The sequence below is a fragment of the Streptomyces sp. NBC_00986 genome (genome assembly GCF_045162565.1).
Lineage (GTDB): Bacteria > Actinomycetota > Actinomycetes > Streptomycetales > Streptomycetaceae > Streptomyces.
Genome location: NZ_CP108733.1, coordinates 7,641,505 through 7,656,536, shown reverse-complemented (window position 1 = coordinate 7,656,536; position 15,032 = coordinate 7,641,505). Strand labels below are relative to the sequence as shown.

The 15,032-nt window shown below is 69.8% G+C and carries 11 protein-coding genes; all 11 read left to right on the top strand.

Features of this window, described 5'->3' with window-relative positions; all coding sequences use genetic code 11:
- Positions 1-6 precede the first annotated feature (6 nt).
- The 11 genes from OG504_RS34225 to OG504_RS34175 all read left to right on the top strand — a co-directional run bounded on the left by OG504_RS34225 (position 7) and on the right by OG504_RS34175 (position 15,029).
- Positions 7-1,344: an ABC transporter substrate-binding protein gene (locus OG504_RS34225; RefSeq protein ID WP_405993257.1), complete on the top strand. Its 1,338-nt coding sequence runs from the start codon at positions 7-9 to the stop codon at positions 1,342-1,344.
- 7 nt (positions 1,345-1,351) lie between these two features.
- Positions 1,352-2,320 carry a carbohydrate ABC transporter permease gene (locus OG504_RS34220; protein ID WP_405993256.1) on the top strand — a complete coding sequence of 323 codons (969 nt, stop codon included), beginning with the start codon at positions 1,352-1,354 and terminating at the stop codon, positions 2,318-2,320.
- Positions 2,321-2,322: 2 nt separating this feature from the next.
- On the top strand, positions 2,323-3,216 hold the full coding sequence (locus OG504_RS34215) for a carbohydrate ABC transporter permease (protein ID WP_019065213.1): 894 nt from the start codon (positions 2,323-2,325) through the stop codon (positions 3,214-3,216).
- Between the two features lie 113 nt (positions 3,217-3,329).
- Positions 3,330-4,595 carry a 6-phospho-beta-glucosidase gene (locus tag OG504_RS34210; RefSeq protein WP_405993255.1) on the top strand — a complete coding sequence of 422 codons (1,266 nt, stop codon included), beginning with the start codon at positions 3,330-3,332 and terminating at the stop codon, positions 4,593-4,595.
- A complete protein-coding gene (locus OG504_RS34205; RefSeq protein WP_405993254.1) occupies positions 4,586-5,557 on the top strand; it encodes an N-acetylglucosamine kinase in 972 nt (323 codons plus the stop codon). The genes OG504_RS34210 and OG504_RS34205 overlap by 10 nt, the downstream gene beginning before the upstream one ends.
- Positions 5,558-5,741: 184 nt before the next feature.
- A complete protein-coding gene (locus tag OG504_RS34200; RefSeq protein ID WP_405993253.1) occupies positions 5,742-7,199 on the top strand; it encodes a hypothetical protein in 1,458 nt (485 codons plus the stop codon).
- 14 nt (positions 7,200-7,213) lie between these two features.
- Entirely contained in the window at positions 7,214-8,275 is a 1,062-nt protein-coding gene (locus OG504_RS34195; RefSeq protein ID WP_405993252.1) for a glutamate ABC transporter substrate-binding protein, read from the top strand.
- A 66-nt stretch (positions 8,276-8,341) separates the two neighbouring features.
- On the top strand, positions 8,342-9,673 hold the full coding sequence (locus tag OG504_RS34190; protein WP_405993251.1) for a hypothetical protein: 1,332 nt from the start codon (positions 8,342-8,344) through the stop codon (positions 9,671-9,673).
- Positions 9,674-9,699: 26 nt separating this feature from the next.
- The gene (locus OG504_RS34185; RefSeq protein ID WP_405993250.1) at positions 9,700-12,240 is read left to right on the top strand and encodes a tetratricopeptide repeat protein; all 2,541 of its coding nucleotides are present in this window, start codon (positions 9,700-9,702) and stop codon (positions 12,238-12,240) included.
- Positions 12,241-13,584, top strand: a complete 1,344-nt coding sequence (locus OG504_RS34180; RefSeq protein ID WP_405993249.1) for a PP2C family serine/threonine-protein phosphatase — start codon at positions 12,241-12,243, stop codon at positions 13,582-13,584.
- A gap of 98 nt (positions 13,585-13,682) precedes the next feature.
- The gene (locus tag OG504_RS34175; RefSeq protein WP_405993248.1) at positions 13,683-15,029 is read left to right on the top strand and encodes a vWA domain-containing protein; all 1,347 of its coding nucleotides are present in this window, start codon (positions 13,683-13,685) and stop codon (positions 15,027-15,029) included.
- The last annotated feature ends 3 nt before the right edge of the window (positions 15,030-15,032 follow it).

Below are 15,032 nucleotides of genomic sequence, written 5' to 3'. Positions count from 1 at the left end.
CTCGCCATGCCCGGAATATCCCGGAAAGCGGTCATCGCAGTCGCCGCCTCCGCCTCCTTCGCCCTTCTCGCGACCGCCTGTACGGGCCAGTCCTCGTCCGGTGCCTCCGACGACGCCTCGAAGGACGTCACCATCAACTTCTGGCACGCCTGGAGCGCCGCCTCGGAGTTGAGCGCCGTGAAGTCGCTGGTCGCCGGGTTCGAGAAGGCGCACCCCAACATCCATGTGAACGTCGTCGGCAACATGACCGACGACAAGATCAACCAGGCATTGCGCACGGGTGGTGGCAAATCCCCCGACGTGATCTCGTCGTTCACCACGAACAACGTCGGCAAGTTCTGTTCGTCGGGCGCTCTGGTCGATCTCAACCCCTTCTTCAAGAAGGACGGCATCGACCCGGAGACGACGTTCCCGAAGGCGATGAACGAGTACACCCAGTTCGACGGAAACCGTTGCACCGCGCCCCTGTTGGGCGACGCGTACGGGCTCTACTACAACAAGACGGAGTTCGCGAAGGCGGGCATCACCAGCCCGCCCAAGACCTGGTCCGAATTCGAGGCCGACGCGAAGAAGTTGACCATCTCCAAGGGCGACTCGTACTCGCAGCTCGGGTTCATGCCGGACTACCACGGCTGGGAGACCACGACCGAGCACATCTTCGCGCAGTTCTCGCCGACGTACTTCGACAAGAGCGGCAAGTCGGCGCTCGCCACGGACCCCGCGTTCAAGGCCGGTTTCACGCTGCAGAAGAAGCTCGTCGACGAACTCGGCGGTTTCAAGAAGCTGGAGAGCTACCGCTCCACGCTCGGTGACGAGTGGGGCGACAAGCACCCCTTCCACACCGGTCAGGTCGCGATGCAGCTCGACGGCGAGTGGCGGCTCGGGATGGCCATGGCGGCAAATCCCAAGCTGGACATCGGAGTTGCCCCGCTGCCCGTGCCGGACGACCAGGTCGCCCAGTACGGCAAGGGCTACATCACCGGCACGATCACCGGAATCGCCGCCAACAGCAAGAAGCAGAACGCCGCTTGGGAGTTCGTCAAGTACATCACCACGGACACGGACGCGGTGGTGAACTTCTCCAACGGCATCCACAACGTGCCCTCCACCCTCGCCGCCCTCAAGTCCCCGAAGCTGAAGTACGACCCGCGCTTCAAGACGTTCCTGGACATCGCGTCGAACCAGTACTCGACGACAAGTCCCGCCTCCATCAACGGCGGTGTGTACCTGACGACGATCCAGAACCTCGGCTACGACTACGAGAGCGGCAAGGTGAAGGACCTGGACTCCGCTCTGAAGAGCACGGCCAAGCAGATCGACACCGACATCGCGCAGGCGAAGTAGCCCCGGAATGAGCACAGTCACCCTGGCGAAGAAGCGCCGCCCGCCCGGCCTCGCCGCGAAACAGCGGAAACAAGCGCTTCGCACCCTCGCCTTCATGTCGCCCTGGCTGATCGGCTTCGCGGTCTTCTTCGCGTATCCGCTGATCTCGACGGTCTATTTCTCGTTCATGCACTACGACGGCTTCAAGCCGCCGACGTGGGTGGGGACGAAGAACTGGACGTACGTCTTCAAGAACTATCCGTACTTCTGGCCCGCGATGCGCAACACCCTGTGGCTGGTCGTGGTGATGGTCAGCCTCCGGGTTGTCTTCGGCCTCGGCGTCGGGCTGTTGATCACCAAGATCAAGACGGCGACCGGCGTCTTCCGGACCCTCTTCTATCTGCCGTATCTCGCGCCGCCGGTCGCCGCCACGATGGCGTTCGCGTTCCTCCTCAACCCCGGTACCGGGCCCGTCAATTCGCTCCTGGAGAAGGTCGGCATCCCGGCCCCGGGCTGGTTCAACGACCCGACCTGGTCCAAGCCGGCGCTCACCCTGCTCGCCCTCTGGGGCATCGGCGACCTCATGGTCATCTTCATGGCCGCGCTGCTCGACGTACCCCAAGAGCAGTACGAGGCAGCCGAGTTGGACGGTGCGTCGGCCTGGCAGCGGTTCCGGTTCGTCACGCTGCCGAACATCTCGCCGATCGTGATGTTCGCCGTCGTCACCGGCGTGATCCAGACCATGCAGTACTACACACAGCCGCTCATCGCCGGGAAGGTCGCGTCCGGCGTCATCCAGGGCGCCGGCACGCAGTTCGAGCCCGGCTACCCGGAGAAGTCCACGCTCACCCTTCCCCAGCTCGTCTACAACCTCGGCTTCCAGCGCTTCGACTACGGCTCGGCCTGCGTGGTGGCACTCGTCCTGTTCGCCCTGTCGATGGTGTTCACCGCGTTCCTGATGCGGCGCCGGGGCGGCCTCAACCTGGCAGGTGACTGACCATGGCCCAAGTACTCGACAAGCCCGTGGAGTTGAGGGCGCCGGTGACCCCCGCCGAGCGCACCGCCCGCCGCAAGGCGCTGATGGAGTGGATCGCCGTCCACTCGCTCGGCGTCGCCGCCGCGCTCTTCTTCACGCTGCCCTTCGTGTTCGTGTTCCTGACCTCGCTGATGAGCGACAGCCAGGCCCTGAGCCGCGACCTGATCCCGCACACCTGGGAGTGGGGCAACTACAAGAAGGTCTTCGACACCCCGGGCTTCCTCACCTGGTGGAAGAACACGCTGATCTACGCGGGTCTCGGCACCGTCCTGACCGTCGTGTCGTCGATCCCGGTGGCGTACGCGCTCGCCAAGTTCCGCTTCCGGGGCCGGAATCTGTCGCTGATGCTGGTCATCTCGATGATGATGCTGCCGCCGCAGGTCGTGATCATCCCCATGTACCTGTTCTGGGCCAAGCAGTTGGACCTCTCGGGCACGCTGTGGCCGCTGATCATCCCGATGGCGTTCGGGGACGCGTTCTCGATCTTCCTGCTGCGGCAGTTCCTGATGACCATTCCGAACGAGTACCTGGACGCGGCGAAGGTCGACGGCTGCGGCGAGTTCAAGACACTCGTGCGGGTCGTGCTGCCGATGGCCAAGCCCGGCATCGCGGCCGTGGCGCTCTTCCAGTTCTTCTACGCCTGGAACGACTACTTCGGTCCGCAGATCTACGCGTCCGAGAACCCCGGTGCCTGGACGCTGAGTTACGGCCTGGAGTCGTTCAAGGGCGCGCACCACACCGACTGGAATCTCACCATGGCCGCGACCGTGCTGGTCATGGCCCCCGTGATCCTCGTGTTCTTCTTCGCCCAGAAGGCGTTCGTCGAGGGCGTCACGCTCACCGGAGTGAAGGGTTAACCAGGTATGCGGTGTCTTCCCGGGGGACGCTGCCCCCAATTGCCGCTCCGCGGCGGGCCGGACCCCCGGCAAATGAAAACCGTCCCCGGCGCCCGGAAGCGAGGAAACCTCCAGTGAAACTGACCGTGGTCGGCGGAGGCTCGACCTACACACCCGAACTCATCGACGGCTTCGCCCGGTTGAGGGACACCCTGCCCGTCGAGGAACTCGTCCTCGTCGACCCGGCACCCGAACGCCTGGAACTGGTGGGCGGGTTGGCCCGCCGTATCTTCGCCAAGCAGGGGCACCCCGGCCGGATCGTGACCACCGACGACCTGGACGCCGGTGTCGAGGGCGCCGACGCGGTGCTGCTCCAGCTCCGTGTCGGCGGCCAGGCGGCCCGCGAGCAGGACGAGACCTGGCCGCTGGAGTGCGGCTGCGTCGGCCAGGAGACGACCGGCGCGGGCGGCCTCGCCAAGGCGCTGCGGACCGTACCGGTGGTCCTCGACATCGCCGAGCGGGTCCGCCGGACGAACCCGGACGCCTGGATCATCGACTTCACCAACCCGGTCGGCATCGTCACCCGCGCGCTGCTCCAGGCCGGCCACAAGACGGTCGGCCTGTGCAACGTGGCGATCGGATTCCAGCGGAAGTTCGCCGGGCTGCTCGGGGTCACCCCGACCGATGTGCACCTCGACCATGTGGGCCTCAACCACCTCACGTGGGAAACCGCTGTGCGGCTCGGCGGTCCCGAGGGCGAGAACGTCCTGCCCAAGCTGCTCGGCGAACACGGCGACGACATCGCCGCCGACCTGAGCCTGCCCCGGGTGCTGCTCGACCGGCTCGGCGTCGTCCCGTCGTACTACCTGCGCTACTTCTACGCGCACGACGAGGTCGTACGGGAACTACGGACGAAGCCGTCCCGGGCCTCCCAAGTCGCCGAGATGGAACGCGAGTTGCTGAAGATGTACGCCGACCCGGCCCTCGACGAGAAGCCCGCGCTGCTCGCCAAGCGCGGGGGCGCCTACTACTCCGAGGCCGCCGTCGACCTCGCCGCCGCGCTGCTCGGCGGGGGCGGAAGTCCCTACCAGGTGGTGAACACGTACAACAAGGGCACACTGCCGTTCCTGCCGGACGACGCGGTGATCGAGGTGCAGGCCGCCGTCGGCGCGAAGGGTCCTACTCCCCTTGCCGTAGCGGAAGTTGATCCCCTGTACGCGGGGTTGATGGCCAACGTGACGGCGTACGAGGACCTCGCTCTGGAGGCCGCGTTGCGCGGGGGCCGGGACCGGGTGTTCCGGGCGCTGCTCTCGCATCCCCTGATCGGCCAGTACGAGTACGCCGAAGCCCTGACCGACCAGCTGATCGCGCACAACCGGGAGCACCTCGCGTGGGCCTGACCGCAAGTGTCCTCGCCGTCGACGCGGGCAACAGCAAGACCGACGTCGCGGTCGTGGCGGCCGACGGGGAGATCCTCGCCACGGCCCGCGGCGGCGGGTTCCGGCCGCCGGTCGTGGGCATCGGGACGGCCGTCGACAACGTCGCCGAAGCCGTCGCCCGCGCCTTCGCGGAGGCGGGGGTGAGCACGGTCGACCATGTGTCGGCCTGTCTCGCCAACGCCGACTTCCCCGTGGAGGAGGAGCAGTTGGCCGCCGCGCTGCACGCGCGCGCGTGGGGCACGAGTGTGGAGGTCCGCAACGACACGTTCGCGGTGCTGCGCGCCGGCATCCCCGAACCGCGCGGCGTCGCCGTCGTGTGCGGGGCCGGCATCAACTGCGCGGGCATGCGGCCCGACGGCCGCACCGCCCGCTTCCCGGCGATCGGCCGTATCTCCGGTGACTGGGGCGGCGGTTGGGGCCTGGCGGAGGAGGCCCTGTGGCACGCCGCCCGCGCGGAGGACGGCCGCGGCGGTCCTACGGCCCTGGCGCGTACGCTCCCGGCGTACTTCGGCCTGGACTCGATGTACGACCTCATCGAGGCGCTGCATCTCGAACAGGTCACGCACGAGCGGCGGCACGAGTTGACACCGGTGCTGTTCGCGACGGCGGCGGACGGCGACCCGGTGGCCCGGTCGATCGTGGACCGGATGGCGGAGGAGGTCGTGGCGATGGCGACGGTCGCGCTGACCCGCCTCGACCTGCTCGACGAGGAGGCGCCGGTACTGCTCGGCGGCAGCGTCCTCGCCGCCCGGCATCCCCAACTGGACGACCGTATAAGGGAGTTGCTGGCGGCCAAGGCGCCCAAGGCGGTGGCGACGGTCGTCACCGCGCGGCCGGTCCTCGGTGCCGTCCTGCTCGGTCTGGACCATGTGGGCGCCGCGGCCGGGGCACATGTGCGGGCCAGGGCCTATTACGAGCACTGACACCCGGGAACCGAACAGATTCCCACTGCGTATTCATGGACAGGGGGCGGTGCGGGGCGTTGTGTGGTGCCGGAAATCCGGTGACCGCGCTGCGATCCGATCAAGATCCAGTGAAGGCCGGTGCGGAATGTCAGTCCCTGCGGCGATACTTGCCGCGACGGGATGACCCTGGGGGAGGTCAGCAGTGACACAACCGCAGCAGAGCAGTACGGCGCCACCGGGCACCGCCGTGCCCACGATGCCGGCGCTGCCGCCGCAGTCGGACCGGCCGGGGGCGCCCGCGCCCCGGCGTACGCCGGACGCGGCGCCCGCGCGCCGTACGGCGATCGCCGAGGGCGTCGACCGGCTGCGCGCGGCGGCCACGACCGAGCCGGGCCGGCTGCGGGCGCTCGGCGCGCTGCTGGCCGTGCTGGTGATCGCGTTCGGCGCGGTCGCCGCCTGGCAGACCGACAGCCGGGCCACGGCGGCCGACGACGTGCTCCACCACAGCCAGCCGCTGAGCTCCGACGCGGCGGACATCTACCGCTCGCTCGCGGACGCCAACACGATGGCGGCCACCGGTTATCTGGCGGGCCCGGACGAGACCCCGGCGACCCGCACGCAGTACGAGGACGACGTGCGCGACGCCGCCGCGAAGCTCGTCACCGCCGCCGCCAACACCGACCCGGGCACGACGTCCGCGAACCTCATCAAGCAGCTCAACGAACGGCTGCCGGAGTACAAGGGCCTGGTCGAGTCGGCCCGCGCCAACAACCGGCAGGGCTTCCCGGTGGGCGGCGCCTATCTGCGTGCCGCGAACGACATGATGCAGAACAAGATGCTCCCGAAGGCCCAGGACCTCTACAAGGCGGAGAACCAGCGGCTGAGCGCCGACTACGGCGACGCGACTCCGTACCCCTGGTTCGCGATCGGTCTAGGGGTCCTCGCGCTCGCCGGCCTGGCCTACGCCCAGCGGCGCAACTACCAGCGCACGAACCGGGTCCTGAACCACGGCCTGGTCGCCGCCTCCGCCACCACCGCCGTCGTCCTGCTGTGGGTGGTCGTCGGCCACACCGTCGCCCGCGCGGGCCTCGACGACTCGTACGACCACGGGGTCAAGTCGATCAACGTGCTGCACGACGCCCGTATCGCCTCCCTCAGGGCGCGCAGCGACGAGAACCTCACCCTCGTCAGCCGCGGCTCGGAGACGAAGAAACTCGCGAACAAAGAGGTCGTGGACACCTACGCCTGGGGATACGAGAACGAGATCGCCGCGCTGGGCAAGGGCCTGAAACTGGCCGACTCGCTCGCCGACGACTCCGCGGGCCGCAAGCCCGTCGCCGCCGCCAACAGCTCGATGACGGTGTGGATATCCCGCCACAAGCAGGTCCAGAAGGACAACGAGTTGGGCAAGTACGACGATGCCCGTGCCGGTGTCATCGGCACGGACGATTCGACGAAGGAGTCGACGGCCGAGTGCTTCAGGACCGTGGACGCCTCGCTGGACAAGGCGCTGACGCACGAGACGAACGAGTTCAAGCAGTCCGCGGGTGACGGCCTGGACGCGATGACCGGCCTCACCGTCGGGGCCGCTGTGCTCGCGGTGCTGGGTGCGGCCGGTGCCGTACTGGGCATCGGTCGCAGGCTGTCGGAGTACCGGTGAAAGGGGGCGTGACGATGCGGACACGGAGTGACTTCTTTCGCCGCCTGAGCGCGGTGCGACGGTTGCGGACCGGTCTGAAGGGCTGGGGCGGGGTGGGCGCGATGGCGGCCGTCTGCGTCCTCGCGGTCGCCTTCGTCCTGCTGCTGCCGCTCACCCAGTCGCGCGGCGAGGCGGGCACGGCCCTCGGCGGTCAGCGGACGGTCCAGGGCACCCAGGCCAGGGCGCCCAAGTGCGATGAGGCGACCGTCCAGGACCAGAGCCCGTCCCCGTCGGACGCCGACGGCAGCACCATCGACGCCATCAAGGCGCGCGGTGTGCTGAAGGTGGGCGTCGACCAGAACAGCTACCGCTGGGGCTACCGCAACCCCAACAGCGCCTCCAGTGACCTGGAGGGCTTCGACATCGACCTGGTCACCGCCATCGCCAAGAACATCTTCGGCAGCTCCTACAGCCCCAACAAGGTCCAGATGCTGGCCATCCCGACCGACCAGCGCATCCCGGCGGTCCAGGGCAAGCAGGTCGACATGGTGGTCCGCACGATGACGATCAACTGCGACCGCGCCGGTCAAGTGGCCTTCTCCGCCCCGTACTTCCTCACCGGCCAGCAGGTCCTCGCCCCGAAGGCGTCGACGATCACCGGCTACGACAAGTCCCTGGCCGGCAAGCGCGTCTGCTCCGCGTCGGGTTCCACGGCGAACGACCGGCTGACCGACGACAGGGCGAGCGGCAAGCTCCCCGCCAGCGTGAAGATCCTGCCCCCCGTCGCCAACCAGCTGGACTGCCTGGTGGAGCTCCAACTCGGCGAGGCGGACGCGGTGGTGACCGACGGCGCGCTCGCCGCCAGCCAGGCCGCGCAGGACCCGACGGTGGAGCTGAAGGGCACCGCCTTCACCAAGGAGTACTACGGCGTGGCGATGAACAACGACGCCACCGACCTGGTACGCCGGGTCAACCGAATACTGGAGACCTACCGCACCGACCCGGACGGCTGGCGGGCGTCGTACACGAAATGGCTGCTGCCCACCCTGGGTAAGAACTCGGAGTCGGCCGACCCGCCGCCCCCGCACTACACGTGACGGACCATCAACTACCGAACGGCACAACGGACCTTCCACGGAACACAACGCAGCGAGAGGTGATCGATGGGCGTCACGGGACCCCCCGGGCCGGTAATGGACCGGGACGAGGTGGACCGTGCGCTGGCGCGGCTCGGCGCGGAGCACGAGGCCATCGAGACCTCGCTCCTCGCCCTGCAGGACCACGCGGGCCGCAGACTCCTCGAAGGCGCCGAGCTGACCGGCACGACCAAGGAGCGCTGGGTGTCCACGGAGGCGTCGATCACGCTGCTGTGGGCGTACTTCGACGCCTACACGGACGCGTTCCACGCCGCCCAGAGCATCCGCTCCCGGCGCCGCTGGTCCAGCCGTGAGGACCTGGTCGAGCTGACCGAGCTGCTGCGCGGCGAGTCCGTCACGGTCGCCGGTTCGACCACGGCGACGGCCAACATGCCGACGCTGACCGGGGGTTCGAGCAAGCTGAGCCACCAGTTCTCGCTGAGCGGGCTCGTCGACGAGATGAACGACCTGTACGCGAACTCGCTGGACATGGTCGTCACCTCCGACGCGGTGTGGTCCGCGCTGCCCGCCCGGATCGATTTACTGGCCGCGGAGTTGCAGCGCACCCGGCAGCTCGCCCACTCCGTCGGCGTCCGCCCGGGCGAACACCCGGCGGGCGACGACCTGGAGCGCATCACCGACACCTTGACCGAGCTGCGCGAGCGGGTCATCTCCGACCCGCTGGCCTACTGGGTGCGGGCACAGGGCAGTTCGGCCCCCGGCGGCGGCCGCCCGGACACCACGGTCTACGACCGGGAGGCGCGCGCCCTGGAGGACGTGCGCCGCGAGATCGACGCCGTGCTGACCGTCCGGCAGGACGCGGAGGCACGGCTGGTGAAGCTGCGGGACGTGCTGTCCCGCGCGGACCGCACGCTCGCCGAGGCGCGCACCGCGCGCGGTGAGGTCCTCGCGAAGATCGCCGCCACGGAGGTGCCGGTCGTCGGCGGACCGCCGACCGTGCTGCAGGAACAGCTGTCGACGGCCGCCGAGTACCGCAGACACGCCCAGTGGCACCGTCTGTCCCCGCTCCTGGAGTCCCTGGAGCAGAAGGCGGAGGACGAACTGCTGCGCGCCCGCGAGTCGTTGACCGCGGTCACCCAGCCGCTGGCGGTCCGCGCGGAGCTGCGCGGCCGCCTCGACGCGTACAAGGCGAAGGTCGCCCGGCACGGCCTCGCGGAGGACCCGCTGCTGATCGAGCGGTACGACGCGGCCCGCCGCATGCTGTGGAGCGCGCCCTGCGACCTGCGCGTCGCCGAACAGGCGGTGCTGCGCTACCAGCACGCGGCCGCCGAGCAGTTCAACGCTCCGCGGACACAGCCGCAGGGCGGTCCCGAGGACCAGAGGGGGCCGGGCGCGTGAGTGACGAGGAAGAAGCGGGGTCGGTCATGAGCGAGACACAGCAGAAGTGTCAACGGCCGGGCTGCGAGGGGTCGTACGAGGACGTCGGCGGCGGCGAGCTGTACTGCGACACGTGCGGTCTGGCGCCGGTGGTGTCGGCGAAGGGCGCGATCAGCTCACCGCCCACCGGGATGACCAGTGGCAAGGGCTCGCGGGGCACGGGGAGCGGCAGTTCCCGTACCAGCAGCCGCAGTTCGCGTACGTCGTCGCAGTCGTCGAAGTCCCGGCGCTCGGTGTCGGGGCGGCTCTCGCGCTCGGAGTCGGGCCGTGCCTCCAGCCGCTCGGTGTCGGTGCGCAGCTCCGGCTCGTCGTCCGGGACCTCCAGCCGCGGCCGGCTCGGCGTCGGTCTGGTGCAGGTGCCGGGGGTGCCGCGGCCGGACCCGCGCGAGATGGTCCTGGAGAACCCGGAGGTGCCCGAGCGGAAGCGGTTCTGCTCGCGCTCGGACTGCGGTGCGCCGGTGGGCCGGGCCCGCGGCGACAGCCCGGGGCGCACGGAGGGTTTCTGCACCAAGTGCGGCAACCCGTACTCGTTCACGCCCAAGCTGGAAGCCGCCGACATCGTGCACGGCCAGTACGAGGTCGTGGGCTGTCTCGCGCACGGCGGCCTCGGCTGGGTCTATCTCGCGGTGGACCGCGCGGTCTCCGACCGGTGGGTGGTCCTCAAGGGACTCCTCGACACCGGCGACCAGGACGCGATGGAGGCCGCGATCTCCGAGCGGCGCTTCCTCGCCGAGATCGAGCACGCCAACATCGTGCGGATCTACAACTTCGTGGAGCACCTGGACCAGCGGACGGGTTCGCTGGACGGGTACATCGTCATGGAGTACGTCGGCGGCAAGTCCCTCAAGGAGATCGCCAACGACCGCCGTACAGAGAGCGGGAAGCGCGATCCGCTGCCGGTGGAGCAGGCGTGCGCGTACGGCATCGAGGCCCTGGAGGCGCTCGGCCACCTGCACAGCCGCAACCTGCTGTACTGCGACTTCAAGGTCGACAACGCGATCCAGACCGAGGACCAGCTCAAGCTGATCGACATGGGCGCGGTGCGCAGGATGGACGACGACGAGTCGGCCATCTACGGCACGGTGGGCTATCAGGCGCCGGAGGTCGCGGAGGTCGGCCCGTCGGTGGCGAGCGACCTGTACACGGTGGCCCGCACGCTCGCGGTGATGACCTTCGACTTCCAGGGCTACACGAACGTCTTCGTGGACTCCCTGCCCGACCCGGACAACATCGAGGTCTTCCGCCGCTACGAGTCGTTCTACCGGCTCCTGGTCCGCGCCACCGACCCCGACCCGGCCCGCCGGTTCGCCTCCGCGCAGGAGATGGCCGAGCAGCTGACAGGCGTGCTGCGCGAGGTCGTCTCGCTGCAGACCGGGCGGGCCCGCCCGTCGCTGTCCACCCTGTTCGGGCCCGAACTCAAGGTCACGGACACGGAGTTGTTCCCGAAGCTGGACGGGGACGTGTCCCTGCTGGGGGCGAGAGCGGTACAGCCGCCGAAGCGGATCCCAAGTGCCCGCTCCGGCACGGCACTTGCCGAACGCCCCAACGGCGGCCCGGTGTTGACCGCGCTCAACGGCAGCGCGCCGAGCATCGTCAAGCAGGTCGACTCCCCCGCCGTGGCACTGGCGCTGCCCGTTCCGCATGTCGACGCGAGCGACCCCAACGCGGGCTTCCTGGCGGGTCTGATGACGACCGCGGCGACCGAGCTGCTCGGCGCGCTCGCGTCGGCGCCGTCGCCCTCCGTGGAGACCCGGCTGCGGCAGATCCGCGCCTGGCTGGAGAACGGCGACTCGTACACCGCGCTGGACGCCCTGGCGAAGCTGGAGGACGAGCGGCCCGACGACTGGCGGGTCGTCTGGTACACGGGCGTGGCCGCGCTGGCGACCCTCGACTACGAAGCCGCCGCACTGTCCTTCGACGCGATCTACGACGCCTTCCCGGGCGAGCCCGCGCCGAAGCTGGCGCTCGGGCTGTGCGCCGAGGTGCTGGGGCAGCTGGACAACGCGGCCGAGTACTACCGCCTGGTGTGGTCGACCGACCCGAGCTATGTGAGCGCGGCCTTCGGCCTGGCCCGCGTCCAGTTCGCGACCGGCGACCGGCCCGGCGCCGTACGGACGCTGGAGTCGGTGCCCGAGGCGTCGATCCACTACACGGCCGCGCGCGTGGCCGCCGTACGGGCGCGGCTTCGGGAGCGGGCCGCGACGGCGGACGACACGCCGTTCCTGGACGATCTGACCGCGGCCGCCGGACAGGTGGAAGCGCTGGAGGGATACGGTCTGGACGCGGTCCGGCGCGAGCGGTTGTCGGCCGAGGTCCTCGGCCGCGCCCTCGACTGGATACTCTCCGGAGGCCAGGGTTCCGTGCCGCTCACGCGGCGGGAGCTGCTCGGCAGCGAACTGGACGAGCGGGGACTCCGCTTCGGCCTGGAGCGTTCGTACCGCACGCTGGCCCGGCTGGCACGGGACGGCGAGGAGAGGATCGACCTGGTGGAACGAGCCAACCGTTACCGCCCCCGGACGTGGGTGTAGTTGATGTCGCAGATGCCCCAGCTCTCCGCCTGCCCGAGCTGCGAAGAGCCCCTGGAGTCCGGTGACCGCTTCTGCGGCGCCTGCGGATACGACCTGTCCGCCGTGCCCGCGCCGCCGGACGACCATCCGACGCTCACCATGAACGGCGCGGTGCCGCTCCCGCCCGAGGAGGCCACGGACGTGGACTGGCCCGTGGTGCCCCAGCCGGGGAACTCCGAGACCCCGCCGACGGTCCATCTGCCGACGGACCTGCCCGGCACCGACTCGGGCGGCACCCCCCTGCCCTCCAACGCCCCGCTCCCGCCCGCCGGTTCACCGGTCACGGCGGCGACGGGCGTACGGTTCGACCGGCCGCCGGAGCCCGACGAGTACCCCCTGCAGGCGCCGGACCCGCGGGTCACCGCCGACCCGCCGACCGCGGGCGAGGGCGTGAAGGTGTGCGTGGCCTGCCGCTCGGGCCGGGTCGACCCGGACGGCTACTGCGAGAACTGCGGGCACGCCCAGCCCCGCGAACGCGACCACATGGAACAGGAGTTGGGCCCGCTCGCGGCGGTCAGCGACCGCGGGCTGCGCCACCACCGCAACGAGGACGCCTTCGCCGTAGGACAGTGCCTGCTGCCCGACGGGGCGCCCGCGCTGGTCGCGGTGGTGTGTGACGGGGTGTCGTCGGCGACGCGGCCCGACGCGGCCTCGCTGGCCGCTTCGCAGCAGGCCGGTGAGGCGCTGCTGGCCGCGCTGCCGCAGGGGACGCATCCGCAGGCGGCGATGCACGAGGCGATCATCGCGGCCTCGCACGCGGTCAACTCCCTTGCCCAGGAGCCCGCCACGGCCCGCGAGCACACCCCGCACCAGAACGCGCCGGCCTGCACGCTGGTCGGCTCGATCGTCACCCCGACCCTCCTCGTCGTCGGCTGGGTCGGCGACAGCCGCGCCTACTGGATCCCGGTGGACCGCAGTTCACCGCCGGCCCGGCTCACCGAGGACGACTCGTGGGCGGCGCAGATGGTCGCCGCGGGCCTGATGAGCGAGGCGGAGGCCTACGCCGACGAGCGCGCCCACGCGATCACCGGCTGGCTCGGCGCGGACGCGTACGAACTGGAGCCGCACACCGCCTCGTTCAAGCCGGACCGCCCCGGTGTGGTGGTGGTCTGCACGGACGGGCTGTGGAACTACGCGGAGTCCGCCGAGGAGATGGCGGAGATCGTCCCCGCCGACGCGGCGGTCCGCCCGCTGCACAGCGCCCAGGTGTTGGTGGGCCACGCGCTGGACGGCGGGGGCCACGACAACGTAACAGTGGCCGTCGTCCCGTTCCCCGCCCCGCCGCAAGGGGCAGTATCCGGCTGAGGCCGTACAAACGGGGGCGGCCTCGGACCGGTGGGGACCGGTCCGCATATAGTCATCGCCCCATCCAGGTGGGGCACTTGAGGGGGATCAGAGCAGGCATGGCCAATTTCTCGAAGTCGAACGTGCCACAGTTCTCGGTCGACGTGTACCAGAACGAGTACCTGCCGGAGGGCGGGCGTGAGGTCAACGCGATCGTCACGGTGACCTCCACCGGCGGCGGCACCATCGGGAGCCCGGTCGCGGCGCCCCATCTGTACTCGGCCGGACAGGGCCCGGACGCGGCCGTGGCGATCATGGTCGACTGCTCGGGGTCGATGGACTACCCGCCGACCAAGATGCGCAACGCCCGCGACGCCACGGCCGCCGCGATCGACACCCTGCGGGACGGCGTGCACTTCGCGGTGATCGGCGGCACGCATGTCGCCAAGGAGGTCTATCCGGGCGGCGGCGCGCTCGCGGTGGCCGACGCCCGGACCCGCGACCAGGCCAAGCAGGCGCTGCGCAAGCTGAGCGCGGGCGGCGGTACGGCGATCGGCACCTGGCTGCGCCTCGCCGACCGGCTGCTGTCCTCCGCGGACGTCTCCATACGCCACGGCATCCTGCTGACCGACGGCCGCAACGAGCACGAGGCACCGGAGGACCTGAAGGCGGCGCTCGGGTCCTGCGCCGGACGGTTCACCTGTGACGCGCGGGGCGTCGGCACCGACTGGGAAGTGAAAGAAGTCACAGGGATCGCCTCCGCGCTGCTCGGCACCGCCGACATCGTCGCCGACCCGGCCCATCTCGCCGCCGACTTCACGAAGATGATGGAGACGGCGATGGGCAAGGAGGTCGCGGACGTCGCGCTGCGACTGTGGACGCCGGTGGGCACGGCCATCAAGTTCGTCAAGCAAGTCGCGCCCCGGGTCGAGGAGTTGACCGACCGCCGTACCGAGGCGGGCCCCCGCGCCGGGGACTACCCCACCGGATCCTGGGGAGACGAGTCCCGTGACTACCACGTGTGCGTCGAGGTCCCCGAGGCCGGCATCGGCCAGGAGATGCTCGCCGCCCGGGTCTCGCTGGTCGTCCCGCAGCCCGACGGCAGCACCCAGAACCTGGGCGCCCAAGGCCTGGTGAAGGCCGTGTGGACCGACGACATGGTGGCGTCCACGTCCATCAACCCCCAGGTCGCGCACTACACCGGCCAGGCCGAACTGGCACAAGTCATCCAACAAGGGCTCGATCTCCGCAAATCGGGAGATGTCGACGGAGCAACGGCCAAACTGGGACGGGCCGTTCAGCTCGCCAGCGTCTCCGGAAACGCGGATACTGCGAAACTGCTTGCGAAGGTGGTGGACGTGGTCGATGCCGCGGCGGGTACTGTGCGACTGAAGGCGAAGGTCGCGGAGGCCGACGAGATGACTCTCGAGACCCGGTCCACAAAGACTGTTCGTGTAAAGAAGTGACAT

Excerpts from the sequence above, each read along its gene's own strand:
- OG504_RS34225 (WP_405993257.1), top strand. The coding sequence starts at position 7 with ATGCCCGGAATATCCCGGAAAGCGGTCATCGCAGTCGCCGCCTCCGCC.
- OG504_RS34220 (WP_405993256.1), top strand. The coding sequence starts at position 1,352 with ATGAGCACAGTCACCCTGGCGAAGAAGCGCCGCCCGCCCGGCCTCGCC.
- OG504_RS34215 (WP_019065213.1), top strand. The coding sequence starts at position 2,323 with ATGGCCCAAGTACTCGACAAGCCCGTGGAGTTGAGGGCGCCGGTGACC.
- OG504_RS34195 (WP_405993252.1), top strand. The coding sequence starts at position 7,214 with ATGCGGACACGGAGTGACTTCTTTCGCCGCCTGAGCGCGGTGCGACGG.
- OG504_RS34190 (WP_405993251.1), top strand. The coding sequence starts at position 8,342 with ATGGGCGTCACGGGACCCCCCGGGCCGGTAATGGACCGGGACGAGGTG.
- OG504_RS34185 (WP_405993250.1), top strand. The coding sequence starts at position 9,700 with ATGAGCGAGACACAGCAGAAGTGTCAACGGCCGGGCTGCGAGGGGTCG.
- OG504_RS34175 (WP_405993248.1), top strand. The coding sequence starts at position 13,683 with ATGGCCAATTTCTCGAAGTCGAACGTGCCACAGTTCTCGGTCGACGTG.